The 21,236-nt window shown below is 65.0% G+C and carries 20 protein-coding genes; 9 read left to right on the forward strand and 11 right to left on the reverse strand.

Annotation, left to right across the window (positions count from 1 at the left end):
* The first annotated feature begins 125 nt into the window (after positions 1 to 125).
* The gene (locus tag AC1DMY_RS19720) at positions 126 to 2,405 is read left to right on the forward strand and encodes a S9 family peptidase (RefSeq protein WP_477166553.1); all 2,280 of its coding nucleotides are present in this window, start codon (positions 126 to 128) and stop codon (positions 2,403 to 2,405) included.
* Positions 2,406 to 3,089: 684 nt separating this feature from the next.
* Here AC1DMY_RS19720 and AC1DMY_RS19725 read toward each other — a convergent pair.
* The 7 genes from AC1DMY_RS19725 to lptM form a co-directional block, all read right to left on the reverse strand.
* Positions 3,090 to 3,704: a hypothetical protein gene (locus tag AC1DMY_RS19725; RefSeq protein ID WP_046972847.1), complete on the reverse strand. Its 615-nt coding sequence runs from the start codon at positions 3,702 to 3,704 to the stop codon at positions 3,090 to 3,092.
* Positions 3,705 to 3,740: 36 nt separating this feature from the next.
* Positions 3,741 to 5,078, reverse strand: a complete 1,338-nt coding sequence (hslU, locus tag AC1DMY_RS19730) for an ATP-dependent protease ATPase subunit HslU (protein WP_477166554.1) — start codon at positions 5,076 to 5,078, stop codon at positions 3,741 to 3,743.
* A gap of 125 nt (positions 5,079 to 5,203) precedes the next feature.
* A complete protein-coding gene (hslV, locus tag AC1DMY_RS19735; protein WP_477166555.1) occupies positions 5,204 to 5,737 on the reverse strand; it encodes an ATP-dependent protease subunit HslV in 534 nt (177 codons plus the stop codon).
* 194 nt (positions 5,738 to 5,931) lie between these two features.
* Positions 5,932 to 6,819: a tyrosine recombinase XerC gene (xerC, locus tag AC1DMY_RS19740; protein ID WP_477166556.1), complete on the reverse strand. Its 888-nt coding sequence runs from the start codon at positions 6,817 to 6,819 to the stop codon at positions 5,932 to 5,934.
* Positions 6,820 to 6,824: 5 nt separating this feature from the next.
* On the reverse strand, positions 6,825 to 7,508 hold the full coding sequence (locus AC1DMY_RS19745; RefSeq protein ID WP_121883777.1) for a DUF484 family protein: 684 nt from the start codon (positions 7,506 to 7,508) through the stop codon (positions 6,825 to 6,827).
* An 85-nt stretch (positions 7,509 to 7,593) separates the two neighbouring features.
* Complete coding sequence (dapF, locus tag AC1DMY_RS19750) at positions 7,594 to 8,427, reverse strand: diaminopimelate epimerase (RefSeq protein ID WP_477166557.1); 834 nt, start codon at positions 8,425 to 8,427, stop codon at positions 7,594 to 7,596.
* A complete protein-coding gene (gene lptM, locus AC1DMY_RS19755) occupies positions 8,427 to 8,816 on the reverse strand; it encodes an LPS translocon maturation chaperone LptM (protein ID WP_477166558.1) in 390 nt (129 codons plus the stop codon). The genes dapF and lptM overlap by 1 nt, the downstream gene beginning before the upstream one ends.
* A gap of 137 nt (positions 8,817 to 8,953) precedes the next feature.
* Here lptM and AC1DMY_RS19760 point away from each other — a divergent pair, with 137 nt between their 5' ends.
* Positions 8,954 to 9,637, forward strand: a complete 684-nt coding sequence (locus AC1DMY_RS19760; protein WP_477166559.1) for a hypothetical protein — start codon at positions 8,954 to 8,956, stop codon at positions 9,635 to 9,637.
* 452 nt (positions 9,638 to 10,089) lie between these two features.
* Here the strand turns inward: AC1DMY_RS19760 and AC1DMY_RS19765 are convergent, their stop codons facing one another.
* The gene (locus tag AC1DMY_RS19765; RefSeq protein WP_477166560.1) at positions 10,090 to 10,563 is read right to left on the reverse strand and encodes a GNAT family N-acetyltransferase; all 474 of its coding nucleotides are present in this window, start codon (positions 10,561 to 10,563) and stop codon (positions 10,090 to 10,092) included.
* Between the two features lie 367 nt (positions 10,564 to 10,930).
* Here AC1DMY_RS19765 and AC1DMY_RS19770 point away from each other — a divergent pair, with 367 nt between their 5' ends.
* The gene (locus AC1DMY_RS19770) at positions 10,931 to 12,415 is read left to right on the forward strand and encodes a RimK family protein (RefSeq protein WP_477166561.1); all 1,485 of its coding nucleotides are present in this window, start codon (positions 10,931 to 10,933) and stop codon (positions 12,413 to 12,415) included.
* A gap of 271 nt (positions 12,416 to 12,686) precedes the next feature.
* Here the strand turns inward: AC1DMY_RS19770 and AC1DMY_RS19775 are convergent, their stop codons facing one another.
* Entirely contained in the window at positions 12,687 to 12,944 is a 258-nt protein-coding gene (locus tag AC1DMY_RS19775) for a hypothetical protein (RefSeq protein WP_477166562.1), read from the reverse strand.
* A 155-nt stretch (positions 12,945 to 13,099) separates the two neighbouring features.
* Here AC1DMY_RS19775 and aroE point away from each other — a divergent pair, with 155 nt between their 5' ends.
* From aroE to AC1DMY_RS19805, 6 genes are all read left to right on the forward strand, one after another.
* Positions 13,100 to 13,930, forward strand: a complete 831-nt coding sequence (gene aroE / locus AC1DMY_RS19780; RefSeq protein ID WP_477166563.1) for a shikimate dehydrogenase — start codon at positions 13,100 to 13,102, stop codon at positions 13,928 to 13,930.
* A 10-nt stretch (positions 13,931 to 13,940) separates the two neighbouring features.
* Positions 13,941 to 14,228: a YkgJ family cysteine cluster protein gene (locus tag AC1DMY_RS19785; RefSeq protein ID WP_477166564.1), complete on the forward strand. Its 288-nt coding sequence runs from the start codon at positions 13,941 to 13,943 to the stop codon at positions 14,226 to 14,228.
* 126 nt (positions 14,229 to 14,354) lie between these two features.
* On the forward strand, positions 14,355 to 16,121 hold the full coding sequence (locus tag AC1DMY_RS19790; protein ID WP_477166565.1) for a peptide-N4-asparagine amidase: 1,767 nt from the start codon (positions 14,355 to 14,357) through the stop codon (positions 16,119 to 16,121).
* Positions 16,122 to 16,273: 152 nt separating this feature from the next.
* Positions 16,274 to 17,338, forward strand: a complete 1,065-nt coding sequence (locus AC1DMY_RS19795; RefSeq protein ID WP_477166566.1) for an energy transducer TonB — start codon at positions 16,274 to 16,276, stop codon at positions 17,336 to 17,338.
* Positions 17,339 to 17,396: 58 nt separating this feature from the next.
* On the forward strand, positions 17,397 to 17,687 hold the full coding sequence (locus AC1DMY_RS19800; protein ID WP_477166567.1) for a hypothetical protein: 291 nt from the start codon (positions 17,397 to 17,399) through the stop codon (positions 17,685 to 17,687).
* 143 nt (positions 17,688 to 17,830) lie between these two features.
* A complete protein-coding gene (locus AC1DMY_RS19805) occupies positions 17,831 to 18,379 on the forward strand; it encodes a hypothetical protein (RefSeq protein ID WP_477166568.1) in 549 nt (182 codons plus the stop codon).
* Positions 18,380 to 18,826: 447 nt separating this feature from the next.
* On the opposite strand, the gene AC1DMY_RS19810 is transcribed toward AC1DMY_RS19805, so the two are convergent.
* Together AC1DMY_RS19810 and AC1DMY_RS19815 are read right to left on the reverse strand one after the other, a co-directional pair.
* Positions 18,827 to 19,363, reverse strand: a complete 537-nt coding sequence (locus AC1DMY_RS19810; protein WP_477166569.1) for a gamma carbonic anhydrase family protein — start codon at positions 19,361 to 19,363, stop codon at positions 18,827 to 18,829.
* A gap of 156 nt (positions 19,364 to 19,519) precedes the next feature.
* A complete protein-coding gene (locus tag AC1DMY_RS19815; RefSeq protein ID WP_477166570.1) occupies positions 19,520 to 21,235 on the reverse strand; it encodes a patatin-like phospholipase family protein in 1,716 nt (571 codons plus the stop codon).
* Between the last annotated feature and the right edge of the window lies 1 nt (position 21,236).

Below are 21,236 nucleotides of genomic sequence, written 5' to 3' on the forward strand. Positions count from 1 at the left end.
CGCTCCTTCACAAATCTCCCGCTCTTTTTGGCCTCTTTCACGCACAAAGCGCTGGTTTCCAAGGGCGTGACGCGTTCTAATCGCCGTTTGTTCTTGCGTACGACGCGTCGCCCAAGGAAGTCTCCATGCGCGCCCTCTTGTTTGCTGCCCTGACGATGGTAGCCCTGCCGACCATGGCCGAAAAACTCACGATCGAACGCATCTTCGACGGTGGCAATCTTGCCGGTGCCGCGCCGCGCGGCCTGCAGATTTCGCCCGACGGCAGCCGCGTGACCTTCCTGCGCGCCCGCGCGGACGATCAGTTCCAGCTGGACCTGTGGGAATACCAGCTCAAGGACAACAAGACGCGCCTGCTGGTGGACTCGAAGAAACTCGAACCCAACGGCGAGCAGCTGTCGGATGCGGAGAAGGCGCGCCGCGAGCGCGAACGCACCGCCGGTCTGCACGGCATCGTGAGTTATCAGTGGTCGCCGGACGGCAAGCAGCTGCTGTTCCCGATCAACGGCAAGCTCTATGTCGTCGCGCTGGCCACGCCGGACGCAGCGCCCACGCCGCTCGATACCGGCGACAACGTGATCGATCCGAAGATTTCGCCGAAGGGTCGCTACGTGTCCTACGTGCGCGATCAGAATCTTTGGGTGATCGACCTGGGCACCGGCGAAGCCCGGCAGCTCACGCACGATGGCGGCGGCACCGTGCACAACGGTGAAGCCGAGTTCGTGGCGCAGGAAGAAATGGATCGCAGCGCTGGCTATTGGTGGGCGCCAGACGATTCAGCCATCGCGTTCGAGCGCTACGACGAAGCCAAGGTGCCGGTAACCAAGCGCACCGAGCTGTTCGCCGATCACACCGATGTGATCGACCAGCGCTATCCCGCCGCAGGCGCGCCGAACGTGGCCGTCAAGCTTGGTCTGGTATCGCCTGCTGGCGGCCAGCCGCGCTGGATCGACCTGGGCAAGGATGCGGACATCTATCTCACCCGCGTGAACTGGTTGCCCGACGGCAAGCACGTGACCTACCAGCGCATGCCGCGCAGTCAGCAGAAGCTGGAGCTGCGCCTGGTCGATGCGAAGACGTTGGCGCAGCGCACGCTGCTCACCGAAGCCAGCGACACCTGGATCAACCTCAACAGCGATCTCACCTTTCTCAAGGATGGCAAGAGTTTCCTGTGGGGAAGCGAGCGCAGCGGCTATCATCATCTGTATCTGTATGGCCTCGACGGTACGCTCAAGCACGCGGTGAGCGAAGGCGACTGGCCGATCGATGGATTGCTGGCGGTGAACGAGCACACCGGCACCGTCTTCGTTGCCTCGAACAAGGACGCCGTTCCCGAGAAGCAGATCTACGCGCTAAAGATCGACGGCAGCACGGCGAAAGCGCCTGCGCGCATCAGCCAGGGCGCGGGCACGCACGTGGCCTCTTTCGCGCCGGATGGCAGTTTCTATCTCGACAATTTCTCCAGCGTCGACACGCCGCCGCAGGTCAGCCTGCACAAGGCGGACGGCAGCTTGGTCAGCTGGATCGAGCCGAACAAGCTGGATGAAAAACATCCGTACTGGCCGTATCGCGACAGCCTGATCAAGCCCGAATTCGGCACGCTCAAAGCAGCGGACGGGCAGACGCTGTACTACCGCCTGTACAAGCCGGCCGGCTTCGATCCCACGAAGAAGTATCCGGTGTTCGACATGTACTACGGCGGCCCGCATGCGCAGATGGTCAGCAACGCGTGGGGCGACTATTTCAACCAGTACATGGCCAACCAGGGCTTCGTGGTGTTCACGCTGGACAATCGCGGCATGGCCCGTCGCGGGCGCCAGTTCGAGAACGCCATCTATCAGCAGCTGGGCGCGGCCGAAGTGGACGATCAGCTGGTCGGCATCCACTGGCTGAAGTCGCAGCCGTGGGTGGATGCAAAGCATGTCGGCGTGTTCGGCTGGAGCTACGGCGGCTACATGACCACCATGATGCTGGCCAAGGCCTCGGACGAACTGGCCGGCGGTGTGGCGGTGGCGCCGGTGACGAACTGGCGTCTCTACGACACGTTCTACACGGAGCGTTATCTTGGGCGGCCGCAGGACAACGATTCGGGTTATACGCGTAGCTCGCCGATGGCGTGGCTCGATGGGCTTACGTCGAAGTTGTATCTCGTGCATGGCATGGCGGATGACAACGTGCTGTTTCTCAACTCGACTGAGTTGATGGCGGAGTTGCAGAAGCGTGGGACGCAGTTTCAGTTCATGGCGTACCCGGGGGCGAAGCATGGACTGAATTTGCCTGGGCAGCGGAGCCATGTTTATCACTTGATTGAGAATTTCTTTCAGCAGCAGGTGAAGGGGGCGGCGGCGGTTGCGCCGGTTGTGCCCAAGGCTGCAGCTGTGCCGGCGGCGGCGACGACCACGCGCTAGCCCGCATCTTGGCGAGGAGTTTTTGATTGTCGTCCCGGCGCAGGCCGGAGGCGCTCTTCAACAGCCGAATGGCTGGTCATCCAGAGCCTCGGTCTTCGGTTGTCGCGTGTTCGCGACCTGGCTCGCCTGCCGCGGGCTTCCGTGCCGCTGCCGCGGCCCGGGTCACTTTTCTTTGCTTGCCCACCCACGCGCTTCGAACGCGTGCGAACGGCGAAGCCGGCCCGAAGGGCGGAGGGCAGGATGCCCGGAGTAAAGAAAAGTAACCAAAAGAAAAGGCCCCCCGGATGACGCGCCTTCCGGGCCTACGGCCCTCCAGGTGCGCGGTCGGGTTACGGGGTTTCTCGACAGGACATCCCTGTCCTGTCGAAAAACTGGCCGCATCCATGCGGCCACCCTTCGGGCTTTCCTCCACCCGCCCGCCGCGCCATACGGGGACCCTGGGGGCCAAAGCCACATCAAAAGCGACGGAACGCTCGGCGTTGCCGAGCGGCTGCTCGTTGCAGGCCTGCCGATCGGCTATTTGTGGGAGCGCACCCTGTGCGCGACAAGCCTACGGAGCGGTACACCCAGGCGTGGCTGTCGCGCACAGGGTGCGCTCCCACAGACTAGACCGTCTGACCTGCAGGCAAAAAGAAAGGCCGCCCTGGGGCGGCCTTTGCTTCAACCCATCAATCCAACCAAACCTTACTGCGCGTGCCCTACGCCCGAATCGCCCTGCTCCAGCGGCGGCGGGGTACCGGCGACCGCCAGCAGCGAGGTGGCGTAGCCGTCTTCGATGCTCACGGTAGAGACCTCATCCCATGAGAAGAAGGACGCCTCGCGCAGCCATTCGGCGTCGGGGGAGATCTCCTGCATGTTGAAGCCGTCCTCTTCCACGCTGATCAGGCGGCCGATGTAGCAGACCTCGGCCTCATCCTCGCTGTCCACGTGCACGCCGATCACTGGCGCCTGGGCGGCAGCGGCCTGGATGACGCTGCGGATGTCGTCCAGCGGGAAACCCCGGGGCGGTCGCGGCATCAGGTGCTTGAGGACGAGTGCCTTTTCCATGAAAGGCGCGTGTTTGTCCGGCGCTTCCAGTTCGGACACGTCGCGGTGGCGCATCACGTACATGCCGTCATAGGTGATGCCGTCGCCGACTACCCACAGCAGAAAGAATTCACGGCCGACCCCGCCCACGTAGCCGCAGAAGCTGCCGTGTTCGAGTTCGCCGCGCCATAACCGGACCAGCTGGTGCTTCTGCTGCGCTTCGCGCAACTGAGCCCGCTGGCCGGTGGTCTTCAGTTCAATCACATTTCCCATGGTCAAAATTTTACCAGCCCGGGGCTTTCCCCTTGTTTACAGGATGTAACGCGACAAATCCTCGTCCTGGACCAGTACGCCGAGGTTTTTATCGACATATTCGGCGTCAATCAGGTATTTTTCGCCGGATTTGTCAGCAGCTTCGTAGGAGATCTTCTCCAGCAGGCGCTCGATCACGGTGTGCAGGCGGCGGGCGCCGATGTTCTCGGTGCGCTCGTTCACCTGGAAAGCCACCTCGGCCAGGCGGTCGATGCCTTCCTCCGTGAAGTTGATCGTCACGCCCTCGGTGCCCAGCAGGGCGATGTACTGCTTGGTCAAGGCGTTATGCGGCTCGCGCAGGATGCGCTTGAAGTCGCCGACTGACAGCGCCGACAGCTCCACGCGGATCGGCAAGCGGCCCTGCAGCTCCGGGATCAGATCCGAGGGCTTGGCCAGCGAGAACGCGCCGGAGGCAATGAACAGCATGTGGTCGGTCTTGATCGGGCCGTACTTGGTCGACACGGTCGAGCCTTCCACCAGCGGCAGCAGGTCGCGCTGCACGCCTTCGCGGCTCACGCCGGCACCGCCCCATTCGGAGCGTTGGGCGATCTTGTCGATCTCGTCGATGAAGACGATGCCGTTCTGCTCGGCCGACTGCATGGCCTGCGCGCGCACTTCTTCCTCGTTGAGCAGCTTGGCGGCTTCTTCTTCCACCAGCATCGGGCGGGCGGCCTTGATGGCGACCTTCCGCTGCTGGGTCTTGGCCCCGCCCATGTTCTGGAACATCTGGCGCAGCTGCTGGCCCATCTCCTCCATGCCCGGCGGAGACATGATTTCCACGCCGACGTTGGTGGCGAAGTCGAGCTCGATCTCGCGATCGTCCAGCGCGCCTTCGCGCAGCTGCTTGCGCAGCTTCTGGCGGGTGTCGTTCTGTTCACTGGTGGGCGCGGCGTCGTGCGACCAGTCCGACGGGGTCTGGCGGCGCGGCAGCAGGGCGTCGAGGATCCGGTCTTCGGCGCGGTCCTCCGCCTGGGTACGCACGCGCTTCATGGCCTGCTCGCGCACGAGTTTGTAGGCCACGTCGGCGAGGTCGCGGACGATGGATTCGACATCCTTGCCCACATAGCCCACCTCGGTGAACTTGGTGGCTTCCACCTTCACGAACGGCGCATTGGCCAGCGTGGCGAGGCGGCGGGCTATTTCGGTCTTGCCCACGCCGGTGGGCCCGATCATCAGGATGTTCTTCGGCGTCACTTCGTCGCGCAGGCTCGGTTCCAGCTGCATGCGGCGCCAGCGGTTGCGCAGTGCAATCGCTACGGCGCGCTTGGCGTCGTGCTGGCCGATGATGTAGCGGTCGAGTTCGTTGACGATTTCGCGGGGAGTAAGTTCGGACATGAGTTCACCGGAAAATGTGGTCTTGCTTGCCCGTCATCCCGGCGAATGCTGGGATCCAGCGTCTTTCGCGGCCTGAGCAGGCACTGGATTCCAGCTTGCGCTGGAATGACGGCGTTGAAGTGCGCTTACAGCTCTTCAATCGTCGTGTTGTGGTTGGTATAGATGCAGATGTCGCCGGCAATCTTCAGCGCGCGCTCGACGATGGCGCGCGAATCCATCTCGGTGTTTTCCAGCAGGGCCAACGCAGCGGACTGCGCGTACGGGCCGCCCGAGCCAATGGCGATCAGGCCATGTTCGGGCTCCAGCACGTCGCCATTGCCGGAGATCAGCAGCGAGGCTTCTTTGTCGGCGACCGCCAGCATGGCTTCCAGGCGGCCCAGGCGGCGATCGGTGCGCCATTCCTTGGCCAGCTCCACGGCAGCGCGGGTGAGGTTGCCGCCGTGTTTGTCCAGCTTCTGCTCAAACAGCTCGAACAGGGTGAAGGCGTCGGCGGTGGCGCCGGCGAAACCGGCGATCACATTGCCCTTGCCGAGGCGGCGGATCTTGCGGGCGTTGGCCTTCATCACCGTGTTGCCGAGGGTGACCTGACCGTCGCCACCAATCACGATGCGGCCGTTGCGGCGCACCGAGACGATGGTCGTGGCGTGAAAGGATTCCATGGAGGACTCCGTAAAGAGTGAATTCGCCAAAGGTGGGGCCGTAAGGGCGGAATCCAAGCCGCCGCCCGGTCAGCCCTTGTGGGAGCGCACCCTGTGCGCGACGGCGCTTCCAAGGAAAACCGGGCCGCGGGCGGCCCGTCGCGCACAGGGTGCGCTCCCACAGAGTGCTCAGCGCCGTGGGCCTACGGCGCCCGTCATTTCCGCTTCGCGCGCGGATGCGCCGCGTCATACACCTTGGCCAGATACTGGAAATCCAGGTGTGTATAGATTTGCGTGGTGGCGATATCGGCGTGGCCGAGCAACTCCTGCACGGCGCGCAGGTCGCCGGAGGATTCCAGCATATGGCTGGCGAAGGTGTGGCGCAGCAGATGCGGATGGATGCGCTTGGCCATGCCTTGCTGCAGCGCCAGGGTCTTCAGACGGAGCTGTACGGTGCGCGGATTGATGGGTGCACCGCTGCGGCCTTTGAACACAGGCTGCTCGGGGACCATGCTTTGCGCTTCGCCCAGAGCGCGCAGCGCGGCCACCGCGTGGCGTCCCACCGGCACGATGCGCGTCTTGTTGCCCTTGCCGAGCACGCGCACTTCGCCGGCGTGCAGGTCCAGATCGATCCAGCGCAGCCCGGTGAGTTCGGACAAACGCAAACCTGAGGAATAAAACAATTCCAGCATCGCGCGGTCGCGCAGGTTCAGCGCGCCCTCGGTCTGCGTTTCCACCAGCGACGTGGCTTCGTCCACGTCGAGCACCTGCGGCAGCTTGCGGTGCACCTTGGGGCCGCGCACGCCGGCCAACGGGTCATGCTCGAGCAAACCCTCGCGGGTGAGTTGGCGAAACAGGCTGCGGCAGGAGGACAGCAGGCGTTGCAAGCTTTTCGGCGCCAGGCCGCCGCGGTGTTCGCCGGCCACGAAACCGCGCATGCGGTTGGGCTCGAGCGCGCTGAAATCCGCGATGCCTTGCGCCTCCATCCAACGCAGCAGCTTGGCAAGATCGCGTCGATAGCCATCGACCGTATGCACCGATGCCTTGCGTTCTCCCGCGAGTCGCGAAAGCCAGGCATCGACCTGGGCTTGCGGGTGAGACATAGGTGTTACATGACTTCTTGCGCGCGGCGGAGCGCGGCAGTGACGGTGCCGGCGATCATCTTCAGGAAGACCGTGCCCATGCCCGGCTGGAAATGGTCTGCATCGCCGCTGCCGATGGCCAGGATGCCGAACTCGCCCAGCGGCATCATCGCGGCGGAGCGGATCTCCGGCGCGTGGTCGCCGAACAGGCGGTACAGGCGTTCCGCCGAGAGGCGGCCGGCGACCGGCTCGTGGTGTGCCATGAAATCGGAAAACTCGGGCACCTGCGAGCGACCGCCTGGAATATGCACCAGCCAGTCGGCCGGCGGCAGGCCGATCGGGCCGAACAGCATCAGGCGCACCTGGTCGGTCTGAAAGTCTTCCGCGAGCCGCGCCACCACGCTGCGGGCCGCCACGGCGGGCGTGCCGGCGCGCAGCACCGCGAGATTGAGCTCGTGCACCCGCTGCATCAGCCGCTCGTTTTCAGCGGCGATGGCGATCAGGCCAGCCAGCTGCTTTTCCAGCTCCGCGTTTTTCTCGCGCAGGCTCTGCAGCTGATAAACCGCCAGCGAGGCGACACGGCCCTGCTCCCGCGGCAGCGTGAGCTGGGCCGCGATATCGGGATAGTCGGTGAGGAACTCCGGATGGTGCCGCAGGAAAGCCGCGACGTCGCCGGCGGAAAGCGTGTCGACAATGGCGGTTTCGGACATGACTACCTCAGCGGAGTGATGCGTTGCGGGCCGAGTGTGCGTTGTTCCGCTATCGGCTTTCAACCGACATGGACAGAAAGTCGCGTCAGCCCAGCCATTCGCCTTCGAAAACGAAGGTCGCCGGCCCGGTCATCCACAGGGTATGCCCCGGCCCTGCCCATTCGATGGTCAGGGTGCCGCCGGGCAGCGTCACCATCACTTTCTCGTCGACCTCGTCGCGCAGGCGCAGCACCGCCATCGCGGCGCAGGCGCCCGTGCCGCAGGCGAGGGTCCAGCCGCTGCCGCGTTCATGCACGCGCAGGCGCAGTTGGCCTCGATCGACCTGCTGCACGAAGCCGGCGTTGGCGCCTTCGGGGAAACGGCTGTGCGTGGTCAGCATGGGACCGACGCGATACAGCGATGGCGCCTGCAGGTCCGGCACCACCACGACCGCGTGCGGATTGCCCATCGACAGCGCGCCGATCTCCAGCACGTCGCCGCCCACTTCGATGGCATAACGATCCGCCTGCAAGTCGGCACGGAACGGAATACGCTCGGGCTCCAGGGTGGGCACGCCCATGTCGACCGTCACTTCGTTCGGGCCGCTCAGACGCACGGTGACCGGCCCGGAAGGGCTTTCCAGCCGGATCATGTCGCCGATCGACAACTCGCCTGCGCGATGCAGCCATGCCGCCACGCAGCGCACGCCGTTGCCGCACTGCCCCGACGGCGTGCCGTCCGCATTCCAGATGCCGTAGTAGAACGCGCAACTGGCATCGCGCGGCGGCTCGATGCTGATCAGCTGGTCGAAACCCACGCCCATGTGCCGGTCGGCGATGGCGCGGATCTGTTCTTCATTGAGCGCAAACGCGCGCTGCCGGCAATCGACCATCACAAAGTCGTTGCCGATGCCGTGCATCTTTGAAAACGGCAGCTTCATTACATGAACTTGCCGCCGGTGATCCGGCCGTTGGCGTCGACTTCGGCGAAATAGCGGCTGTTGTTGCTGCGCATCTCGCGGGTGGCGATGGTACCGGGCAGCACCAGCAGCACATCCGGATAGGCCGCCTTGAACTGCTCGGGCGTGGGATGCGCGGCGATAAAGGCATCGAACGCCGTCATGTCGGTGACAAAGCCGTGCACCGGCGTGGGCGTCAGCGCTGCCGGAACCGCCGCGGGTACGGGCTTCGCCGCCGGCGCGGCAGGTGTAGCGGGATGCACGGTGGCCGCAGGCGTGGCCTTGGGCATATAGAGCGGTCCCTTGTTGCCGCATCCGGCGAGCAGGGCGAGAACAGAGCACAGCGGAAGCAGCAGGAGTGATCGGCGCATGTCGGGGTATCCGGCGGGAACCCGATCAGTATAGGCGAGCCGCTGCTTTGGAAGCGCCGCCGCCCGTGAACGGCGCCTCAGCCGTTATGATGCGGCCGTCGCCGCCGCGAGCGGTTTGAATGCACAGAAGTACAACGATGGATTGGACCGCGCTGCTGCGCCTCCCTTCGACGATCCTGCTGATCCTGGCCGCGATCGCCCTGCTGTTCACCTTGTTTCAACTGGTGGCCTTGCGCCAGCGCCTGGACGACAGGCAGCACCTGGCTGCCGCAGGTCGCTCCGTGCTGCTGATTGCTGGTTTCGCCATCACTCTGATACTGACGGGCATGGGTTTTGCGTTGCGCGGCTATCGCCTGCTCAGCGAGGAAACACCAGTGGTCGAGATCGATGCGCACATCCTTTCACCGCAGCGCTGGTCGCTCGTCCTGCGCTGGCCCGATGGGGCCACCCGCCGCGTGGACGTGGCCGGCGATGCATGGCGCGTCGAGGCCGTGGTGCTGAAGTGGAAGCTGCCCGCGATGCTGGCGGGCGTGCCGCCGCTGTATCGGCTGGATCGGTTGTCGGGACGCTACGACGATCCGAACGATGAAATGCATGGGCCGCGGACCGTGGTCGATTTTCGCGAAGGCGGCAGCTTCGATCTGCTCGACTTGCACAAGCAATATCCACGCTGGGTGCCGGATGTGGATGCGCTGTTCGGCAGCGGCGTGTTTTTGCCGCTGGTGGATCAGGGGCATTACACGGTGAGCCTGATGCGCACGGGGGCGCTGGTGGCGCGTCCGGATGAGGCGACGGAAAGGCGCATCGCGCAGCCGTTTTGAGGTTGGGGTTCTGGGAAACTGAGGTAGGGAAGCCTTGCCTCGTTGCGAGCAAACACTGCCGCCCTCTTTTGCTCGTCATTCCGGCCTACCCCAAAAAAGGGGGCAAGTGCCGGAGGCTCTTTTCAACAGCCGAGTGGCTGGTCATCCTGTTTCGTCGGTCTCCGGTTTTCGCGTAATCGCGATCTGGCTCGCCTGCCGCAGGCTCTCCTCCACCCGCCCGCCGCGTCATACGGGGGCCCGGGGGCAGAGCCGCATCAAGAGCCGCACAACGCCCTTCCTCGCCTTTGTAGGAGCGCACTTGTGCGCGACCAGCCTACGAAGCGTTACACCCGCGGGCGGCGGTCGCGCACAAGTGCGCTCCTACAAAGGATGAGGCGGGACTGGGGGAAGCAGCGATAGAACGTTGCCGTGATCGCCAAGCTCTATCGAAGGCAAGAAGACAGGGTCAGCCCTCAGTCCAACACCTTCTCATACCGCCACGCATCCGCCCCATCGCCGTAATAGCGCGCATAACGTCCAATGCGCTTGTACCCGAGCCGCTCGTACAAGCGCAGCGCGTCTTCGTTATCCGTGCGCACTTCCAGCCTCAGCGCCTTGCGACGGCGTCTCAGCGCAAGTTGTTCCGCTGCTTCCAGCAGCGCAGACCCCACGCCTTTGCCACGCGCCTCCGCCTTGGTGGCGATCGAGTACAAGCGCGCGACCTGGGTCCCCTTGCGGAAGAACACCACGGCCGTGCCGAGAAAGTTGCGGTGATTGGCGCTGGCCACGAGCACCTGCGCGCTTTCGCTGTCGAGGTGACGGCGGTATTGGTTCCGGCTGAGGCGATCGGTGGCGAAGCTGCTCTCTTCCAGGGCAACCAAGTCGTCGAGATCGGAGAGTTCAGCACGACGCACGCGTACGGCGGCGGTCGCGGGCATGGGGGTCATCAGGGGCGGTCCCGCGGGCACGATGAAACAAGCCGGGCACTCTAGACCCCACACTCCCCGGGGGCAACGATGACTTGTGGCGCAGGTCACAACCCGTTCAATCTCGGCACGCTGCTCGCGGAAGATGTCAGCGAAAAGTGCAGGCCTTGCTGTCTGGCGCAGAGCGACGTGGCTTCTTGCGGGCGTGCCCTGGTGGCGAAGTTCGGACTGGAGTGTGGAATGAAGCGGGCAAATCTTGAACCGCCTATGAGCCGGCCCAATGCCCCGCCTTGTGCCGCGCCATCCATGTGCCAAACTGCGCCCCTTGCGCCGTGCCGCCTCGTTCCCCGCGTGACGACACTCCTCGGTTCCATCTGACAGAGGTGTCATGACTCGTCTCGTGCTTGTTGTCGAGAAGGCCTCCGACTGGAGTTCCTACTACCCGTCCGCGGACGTGGTCACGGCGATGGATTACCTGCGCGAACCCGTCGGTGTGGACGACGAGCGCACGCACGTCATCAACCTGTGCCGCAGTTACAAATACCTGGGCACCGGCTACTACGTGTCGCTGCTGGCCGAGGCGCGCGGGCATCGCGTGATGCCATCCGTGCGCACGGTGAACGATCTGCGCCGCCGTTCGCTGTACGGCCTGGAGATCGAGGACCTGAGCGCCAAGCTCACCCATTTCCTGCCGGCCGGCGGTCGCGACACCACCGACTTCGGCATCCTGGTCTACTTCGGGCAGACCGCCCATCCGGCGCTGCAAGATCTTGCGCGCCAGGTGTTCGAAATGTTCCCGTGCCCGCTGCTGCGCATCGAGTTCGAGCGCGATCGCGTCTGGCAGATCAGCGCGATCAAGCCGGTGGGCCTGCAGACGCTGGACGACGCCCAGGAAGATGCCTTCGCCGAAGAGCTTGACCGCTTCAGCAAAAAGCTGTGGCGCAAGCCCAAGGCGCGCAAGCAGTTCCGCTACGACATCGCCATGCTGGTCGATCCGCACGAGGCGATGCCGCCGTCGAACAAGAAGGCGCTCAAATCCTTCATTGCCGCCGGCAAGGAGCTGGGGATCGAAGTCGATCCCATCGGCAAGAACGACTATCAGCGGCTGGCCGAGTACGACGGCTTGTTCATCCGCGAAACCACCGCCAGCGACAACCACACTTACCGCTTTGCGCATCGCGCTGAGAAGGAAAGCATGGTGGTGATGGACGACCCCACCTCGATCCTGCGCTGCACGAACAAGATCTTCCTCAACGACTTGATGGTGTCGCGCAAGCTCGCCGTGCCGCGCACTGAAATTCTCTACCGCGACGATGCGAAGGGCTTGAAGGAACTCTCGGAGAAACTCGGCTATCCGCTGGTGCTGAAGATCCCCGACGGTTCGTTCTCGCGCGGCGTGGTCAAGGTGGAAAACGAGTCCGCGCTCAACAAAGCCAGTGCGGAATTGTTCCAGCACAGCGCGCTGCTGCTGGCGCAGGAGTTCGTTTTCACGGAGTTCGACTGGCGCATTGGCGTGCTCAACAACGAGCCGCTGTACGCCTGCAAATACTTCATGTCGCGCGGCCACTGGCAGATCTACAACCACGGCGCCAAGGGCGCATCGAAGACGGGCGACTCGGAAACCATTCCGATCGAACACGCGCCGGCCGACGTGGTGAAGCTGGCGCTCAAGGCCACCCAGGCGGTAGGCGATGGCTTGTACGGCGTGGATATCAAGCGCGTGGGCAACAAGCCGGTGGTGATCGAGGTGAACGACAACCCGTCGATCGATCATGGCGTGGAAGATGAGTACCTGGGTGAGGCGCTTTACCGCCGAATCATGCAGGAGTTTCTGCGGCGCATGGAGCGCAAGCGCGCCGGCGAGATTGATTGAGCACAATGACAACTGTGGGAGCGCACCCTGTGGGCGACTTCGACGTCACGGTGTGCCGCTCCGTCAGGTTGTCGCGCACAGGGTGCGCTCCCTCAGAAAACAGCTACAGCAGTGGGGTGATACCGGCAGCCCGTCCCTGAGCTGCCGTCACGCGGGCACGATCCGTCGCGCCGCTCCAGCGAGGTGCCCAGCCATCCCAGGCCGTCGCACGGAGCCCCACGCCACGGCGTTCCTGCCGCGGCATCCACTGCCAAGTGAATTCGTTATCGCCTCAATTCCAGATCAGCGCGGCCGCCGGACGGCGGCGCGAGCGAAATCGCAGGCCTATCAGCTGGCGGGGCAGCGACGGCTCCAGCGCCAGCAAGACCACTAGCGGTGCGCCGATCAGCCAGAACGCGGGCGTCCAGCCCAGGGCCTCGGTATGCATCGGAACCAGGGTGGTCAGCAGCAAGACCGCGCCGGCCAGCAGCCACAACAGGGCCGCGCCAAGCAGGCGTTCGTGATGGGCGAGGCGAGTGGTCTGGCGCATGGACGGGTTCCGTGGTCGGTGTGGAGCAAAGCCTGCGCGGAGTCGATCTCAAAACCTGCGATGCCTCACCGGACAAGGCCTGCGGCGCGTAAAATAAACCTCCCGGTCCGACCGGGAGCCGCCGTCGGTGGCATCGACTTTCATCAGGAGCGCGCATGAGTGCAGGACAGTTCGCAGTGTTTGGCCACCCCATCAGCCATTCGCTGTCGCCGCAGATTCACCAGTCGTTCGCGCGCCAGTTCGGTATCGATTTGGAATACCGCACCATCGACGCCGCGCCGGCGGACTTTGAGTCTGCACTGCGCACGTTCTTCGCCAACGGCGGCCGCGGCGCCAACGTGACCTTGCCGCACAAGACGGCCGCCTACGCGATGGCCCATGAACGCAGCGTGGCGGCCAAGCGCGCCGGCACCGCCAATGTGCTCACGCCGTTGCCCGATGGCCGTATCGCCGCCCACAACACGGATGGCGACGGCATGGTGCGCGACATCGCCGAGCGCCACAGCGTGGACCTGCGCGGCCACACCGCCCTGTTGCTCGGCGCTGGCGGCGCGGCTCACGGTGTGGCGTGGGCGCTGCTCGATGCCGGCGTGCATACGCTGACCATCGTCAACCGCACGCCGGATACGGCCGATGCGCTGGCCGATGCCATCGGCGATCCGGCGCGTGCGCACACGCGCTACTGGGAAGACCTGGCCGATCTGGGTGCATTCGATCTGATCATCAATGCGACCTCGGCCGGCGTGCTGGGCAAGTCGCTGGATCTGCCGTTTGCCATCGTCGGCAATCGCGCGCTCTGCTATGACCTCTCCTACGGCGCCGCCGCCACCGGCTTTATCGCCTGGGCACGTACCGCAGGCGCGCGCTACGCGTTCGATGGCCTGGGCATGCTGATTGAGACCGCCGCCGACACGTTCGAGCTTTGGCACGGCAAGCGCCCGGACACTGATCCTGTCTACGCCGAGCTGCGCAAGCAGTACGGCTGAGCGAGCGATCATGCAGCGCCCGGCATTCCTGGCGAACGCGCCGAGTTGCCGGGCCGGCTGCGGCGCTTGCTGTATCGCGCCATCCATTTCTTCGCCGATTCCCGGCATGCCCCACGGCAAACCGGCGGGCGTGCGTTGTGTGCAATTGAGTGACGACAACCGCTGCGCCATCTTTGGCCGGCCGGAGCGACCCGCGGTTTGCTCGGGCTTGCGACCGGAAGTCGCGATGTGCGGCGCGTCCCGCGAGCACGCGATGGCTTATCTGGCCGCGCTTGAGGCCGCGACGCGCGCAAGCTGACTTCGCCTTCACCTCGCTGAAGCAGCGCAAGAACCTGCGCGCGCAGAGTGTGGACGCCTAGACGTCTGACGTGTCTAGACCGTGCTAGCGTGCGCGACTCAGGGGGCACATCACGGGGAGAACGTTATGGTGCCTGAGGGATTCGTCCGCCTTGCGGCGGCCGCTGCGCTGGCGGCAACGCTGGCGCTGGGATTCACCGCGCAAGCCGCGGCCGATCCGGTAGTGGGTTCAAGCAATGTGGCGACCGCCGATCCGACCGTACCGCGACCGCCGGGCCAGCCCTGTGTGGTGACTCTGTTCACCAACGTCGCCTTCAATGATTTCAACGCCCGTCCCTACAGCTACACGCCGCCTACCTCGTGTACTGGCGCCTGGTCGAAGGTGGTGCTGGAGGCTGACTTCTCGGTCACCGCCGGTCGCCAGTACGACCGCACCGCAACGCTGTGGCTGGGGGGCGTGAACCTCTACTTCGGTACCACCCAGGAACCGTCGGCGGCGGTGTCGCCCGCATGGCATGTGGAGCGCGACCTCACCGACTACGCCGCCCTGCTGCGCAACGCGGGGCAAGGCCAGGCCATCATCGGCAATCTGGTGAACGATACCTACACCGGCGTGATCCATGGCACAGCCCGCCTGCTGTTCTATCCGGCATCGGCACGTGCCCGCGCGGCGGAAGTGCCCGACGCGGTGTATCCGCTGGGCAGCGATCCGGTGGGCAGCACGGCGACGCTCAACACGTCGACCGACAAGCTGGCCCGAACGCTGGCCTTGCCGACCAATGTCGAGCGCGCGTATCTGGACGTGTTCACCCAAAGCCAGAGCGGCGATGAGTTCTGGTACACCTGCGTGCCCGATGCGTATGCCTCGGAGACCAATGAATGCGGCGGCGGCAATTTCCGCGAGGCACAGATCAGCATCGACGGCCAGGCGGCCGGTGTCGCGCCGGTCTATCCGTGGGTTTATACCGGCGGCATCGATCCTTACCTCTGGCGCCCCACGCCGGGCGTGCAAGCGCTGAACTTCCTGCCGTACCGGGTCGATCTCACGCCGTTCGCCGGCCAGCTGAGCGATGGCAAGCCGCATGAAGTGGCCGTGCAAGTCGCCGGCGCCAATAGCTACTTTGCCGCCACCGCCACGCTGCTGGTGTATCGCGACGCGCATGCCAAGCAGGTGACCGGCAAGATCACGCGCAACACGCTGGTCGGCCAGCCCGCGACGCCGGCCATCGCAAGCACGCTCGCCACCGCGAGCAATGGCGACTTGGGCAGCAGCATTACTACCAAGCTCGACCGCCACTTTGTGATCGAGGGCTACGCGAACACCTCGCACGGACGCGTCACCAGCACGGTGACGCAGGACACGGGCTTCGACGACACGCAGACCTTCACCATCAACAGCACGGTCTATCGCCAGCAAACCACGCAGCGCACCTGGTCTGACAGCAGCAGCCAGAGCCGCCTGGGCAACTTCCTGACGGCGGAGCGGCAGGTGCATTTCAACTATCCGTTCTCGCTCGACTACAACCAGCAGCTGGGCAGCGATGGCAGCACGAGCGCGGCCTCAACCGTGCACCAGGGCTATCGCCAGCGTGATGAGCTGCGCCTGCTCGGCCTCACCCTCTACGGGGCCGATGTCGACAACACAGTGGATACCCAGGACACGCTGGTGTTCGATGCCGGCGGCAACCTGACCAGCCATAGCGGCCAACAGAGTTCGCAGTCGTTCGCGTTCCACGACACCCTGGGCAGCTGCTACCGTGCGTCGCTCACCACTCAGGCTGGCGTGGTGGCGAGCAGCAACGCGGGCAAGGGCTGCCCTGACGGCAGCAACCGCGTATCGTGGTTTGCCCATCCGGATGGTTCGCCGGACAGCAGCCTGCTGCCGGGGCATTGATGAAGGACGGCGCAGTTCATACGGCCTGATCCGCAGGGCCAAGGTGTGAACTGCGTCACGTCCACTGATGCGGGGCAACATCACCGCAACATGACGCCTCTAAGCTTGCGCGCCCAGCCGGCGCGCCGGCTCCTCTCATCCATGTGTGGCCCATGTCCCCCGCTTCGTCGCGTCGTCGTGCCCTAGGTGTAGCCCGCTACAGCCTGCTGATCCTCATTGTGCTTATCGCGGTGGCGGGAGGCGTCATCTTCTGGCAGATCAAGCACGGCAACGATGCCGATCAGCCAACGCCACAACAGGTGGTCGCGGCCGCGGGTCCGGTGATACGCGCTGGTGTTGGCACCGACGAACTGCTGCAGCACGCGCGTGACGCCATTGCGGCCCAGCGCCTGCTGGCGCCCGCCGGCAACAATGCCTTCGAGCTCTATCTTGCGGTACTCAAACGCGAACCCGGCAACCGCGTGGCGCAGGACGCGCTGCGCGAAATCTTTCCCTTCGGCGCTCATGCGGCCGAACAGACGATTGATGCGGGCGAGGACGCCGAAGCCCAGCGGCAGATCGAGCTGCTGACGCGCGCCGACCCGCAGAACTACACGCTCACCTTGTTGCAGGCCAAATTGCAGGCGCAGCGCGCGACCGTTGCCCAGCAGGCGGCGGAGCAAGCCCAGCAGGCGAACCGTCGTGAACCGTTGCCGGCTGCGACCAGCAAGACGCCGGTAGTGGCCGCGACGCCGCTCACGCCGAGCGTCGCCGTTGCACCCGCGCCAGTCGCCGCCAGCACGCCGCCATCAGTGGCTCCGGCCAAACCCAGCAACGTGATGACGCCTGGCGAACGGGCGATTGCGCAGTTGAACGTGGAATCGACCACGGTCGAAGCGGCGCCGAAATCAGCCATGCGTGCCCGCGCACCCGCGCCTGCACCGGCCGCCGTCGTGGCTGATGCGAACGGCGCCAGCGCGCCCGTGCTCACCCATCGCGTGGAGCCCGCCTATCCGCCGGATGCGAAACGTACGCGGCGCCAGGGTTGGGTCGATGTCACCTTCACCGTGGAACCGGACGGATCGGTAATCGGCGCCACCGTGGCCGACGCCGATCCCAAATACGTGTTCGATCGCGCGGCGCTGGGCGCGGTGTCGCGCTGGCAGTTCACGCCGGGGACCCAGGACGGCAAGCCGGTGGCGTTGCAGATGCGCCAGCGCATCGAATTCCGCCTGTAATGCAGGGACGCGGGGACGAGGGCGCATAATCGGACACGGCCCATCACGGAGTGTCGTCATGCCGCGTTTGATCGCCCCTGCCGTTCTCTCGATTGCGCTGGTTCTGGGTGGATGCCAGGCCTCGACGCCAGCCATGCCCGCGCCTGTGCACGGTTATGTCACCGACATGAAGGCATTCGACGCATTTATCGCCACGCATCCCACGCCGGAGCAGTTTCGTGCCGCCTATCCGGATGTGCAGCTGGTGTTGCCGGGCACCATCACCACCCTGGAGTTCCGCAGTAACCACAGCCGCTACTACGCCGAGCTGGACAAGGATGGCCGCATCACCGGCGGTCATTTCAGCTAGGCGCCTGGCCGTGCGGACGTCCATACGCCGTGAGTGTGGCGAGTCACATCGCTGACATGATGTATCGATAATGTGACACAGTTCCGCCGGGACGCCTGAAGGCAGGCGCGCCTGTGCGCGGGTTTCATCGATGCAACGGTGCCATGTCTCGTCTCGCTACCCTCGCGCCACGCCAGCGCGTGCTTGTCGCCATTTCTTTGATCGCACTTGTCGTTGTGGGCGGCGGCATCTATCTGTGGCCGAAAGCCGGCTCGGCGTCCGGCGCCAACACGGCCACTGCTGCTGACGGGTCGGCTTCGGGCAAGGACGATAGCGGCGTGGGCATCCTGCTCGACCTCGCCAAGACGGCCGTCAGCGAGAAGCGCCTGGTCGCGCCGGCCGGCAGCAATGCTTATGAGTTCTACCTCAGCGTGCTGCAGCTCGATCCGCAGAACAAGGTTGCGCTCGACGAGCTACACGAATCCTTCCCGACGGCATCGGCCGACGTGGAGCGCGCCATCAACGACAACAACCTCGACGACGCCCAGCGCGAACTCTCCCTGCTGCGCGAATTCGACAGCACCAACTACATTCTTTCTCTGTTGGGCGGCAAGCTCGACGCGCAGCGCCAGATCCAGATCCGCCAGGACGAAGCGCGCGCTGCAGCGATGCAGGCGCAGCAGCAGTCGGCTAGCAATGGGTCGATGTTGTAAATCGATTCGACACAACTTCGAATACGCGGCAACCTGTTTTAAGTCCTCTTCGCATCGGCGCGTTGCGGTGTAGCGTAATCGCATGTCGGACGATCGCCACGCTTCCGAGTCCCACAAACGGCAAGGTTTGTATTCAACAGAACGCTACGAGCCCTTGCCCTTTTAGGCCATTCTCTTTGGGTTACTTTCGACGCGAAAGCTAGTCCCGTGGGATCTCTTGGGCCAGCAAGAGAAAAGTGACTCGAGCGGCGGCAGCCGTTCGAAACGCCCGCCGCGTAGGCGGCACCCTGGCGGCAGCGCGAAAATCGAAGCGCAAAGGCACTGGATGACCAGCCTTCGGATATTGGAAAGCGTCTCCGGCCCGCGCCGGGATGACGGTGCAGATGCGACGTTCACGTAGGCGTGAATGCCACGCACCTACGACAGATCAAGAGCGAAACGGCCCCATCACTGCGCGGCCAGATAGTCATCCTTCATGCGCACATAGTGATCCGCCGAGTAGTGCAACTGCTCGATCTGCGCATCGCTGAGCACGCGCACTTTCCGAGCCGGGTTGCCGACCCACAACTCACCCTCACCCACCACCTTGCCCGGCGGAATCACCGTGCCCGCTCCCACGAAGCCGTGCTTCTTCACCACCGCGCCGTCGAGCACCGTGGCGTGCATGCCGATCAGGCAGTAGTCCTCGATGGTGCAGGCATGAATGACTGCGCCGTGGCCGATGGTGACGCCTTCGCCGATGATCGTGGGCATGCCGCCCGGCGAATACGGGCCATCGTGGGTGACGTGCACGACCGCCCCGTCCTGCACGTTGGTGCGCGCGCCGATGCGGATGAAGTTCACGTCGCCGCGCAGCACCGCGCCTGGCCAGATCGACACATCGTCGAATAATTCCACCGCGCCGATCACCGTAGACGCAGGGTCAACGTAGACGCGCTGGTGCAGCGTGGGCCAGATGCCCTTGTATTTGCGTAGAGGATCCATCGTTCTATGGTACCGCGCAGCACCCCGTGGGAGCGCACCCTGTGCGGGACTGGGCGGAGCCGTGCGCCGCCAGACATGCGAAGCCTTACTCATCGCCAGCACATGACCTTGAGGCAGGTCCTGTCGCGCACAGGGTGCGCTCCCACGAGGTGCGATCTACGATTGTTGCTCCAGCACTTTCATCGTGTACTGATACCCCGCTTCCATCGCCCGCTCCCAATCCTTCCAGTCAAGCATGCCGATGTGTTCCAGTGGTGGCGTCAACAGCAGGTCGGCACGGTCGCGGCGATGTTCGCTCGGACCTTCGCTGTTGACCATGGCCGCGCGCACCAGCGTGGACACCAGGCCTGGGCGCTGGATTTCCTGCCGGCCCAGCAACAGCTGCCACCATGGCGGCGTGGCAAATTCCTCAGCGGTGGTGAGCAGGGAGATCTCCGCGCGGATATCGATCGCGGTGATATGGGACAAGCCGTCCTCGGCCATCACATCGGTGGGCAGGTTGTCGACCAGGGCGCCGTCCACGTACACACGGCCCTGCTGAAGCACCGGCGGCAGCACGCCGGGGATGGCGCTGGAGGCGCGCAGCCAGAGCCATAGCGGTCCCTCGCGATGGACCGTCATGCCGCCGCCCGACAGGCAGGTCGACACGCAGAAAAACGGCAGCGTCAGGTCTTCGATGTCGAGTGCACCAAAGGCGCGGCGCAGCATCAGAGCGGCACGGCGACCGCGCGTGAGCGCCACGATGGGCACGGTCCAGTCCGACAGTGGACGTCCCTGCACGAACGCGCGGCGCAAGGTCTCGATGGTGGCATCCAGTTCCCACCCGGCGGCCACGCTGGCGCCGATGATCGCGCCGATGCTGGTGCCCCCCACGGCATCAAACGTATGGCCCGCTTCGTACAGCGCCCGCAGTGCGCCCAGATGGGCCACGCCGCGCGCGCCGCCGCCGGCCAATACCAGCCCGCGCGCATTGCCGCTGATCACGCGTGCCAGTCGCGCCATGTCGGCGCCACCGCCGACATGGTGATGCTGGATGTCGCCGCTGAACGCCGCGCGCCAGCGTTGCGCTGCACCCAGCGCCGGCTGGCGGCCCGGATGCAGCAGGATCAGATGCCTTGGACGATGCCCCGTCCGCGACGGATCCATCAGCGTAGCCTCCGGCCACGGTCGCGCCGGCTGCGCTGCCAGAGTGGGTAACAGCAGTACGTCGGCCTGCCTGATGCAGCGCTGGCGCCATAAGGCATCACCGGCGCTGTCCAGGTAGATCACAAAACGCGCCTGCGCCTCGCGTTCGGCAAACCAGTCGCTGCCGCGTCCGGCGCCGTGTTCGGCGTCGATCACCACGCAGCTGCCCCAGCGTTCCAGTTCCATCGCCAGCTGCATGGCCAGCGAGCGGGCAGGGACCTCGGCACTCGCCGGCAACAGGGCAAACGTCCGCGCTATGCCAGGACTTTCATCGCCGCGCATCCGTTCCTGCAGCCGGCCGATGGCCACCCGCGCCACGCCCAGCATGGCCTGCGGATAGCGTTGGATCAGTGCCTCGTAGGCGGCCAGGTCCAGGCGCAGCAGCTCGCTGTCGCGCAGCGCCCGCGCCGTATGGTGCCGGCCCTCGCCGGTGATCAGTGCGATCTCCCCGATGCTGTCGCCCGCCGCCACCAGGCGTACCCGTTCGGTGGGCCCGTCAAACACGCCCAGGCTGCCGCGCACGACAAAATAGAGCGCGTCGGCCGGATCGCCCTGCTTGAACAAGGTGCGACCGCCCGGCAGGGAAAACCATTGGAGTTCAGGGAGCAGCGCGGCCAGCGCCTCCTCTCCCAGGTGCCCGAACACATCGCTTCGACGCAGGAGGGCGGAAAAATCGGGCTTGGACATG

It is taken from the genome of Dyella sp. 01L423 (genome assembly GCF_056399945.1).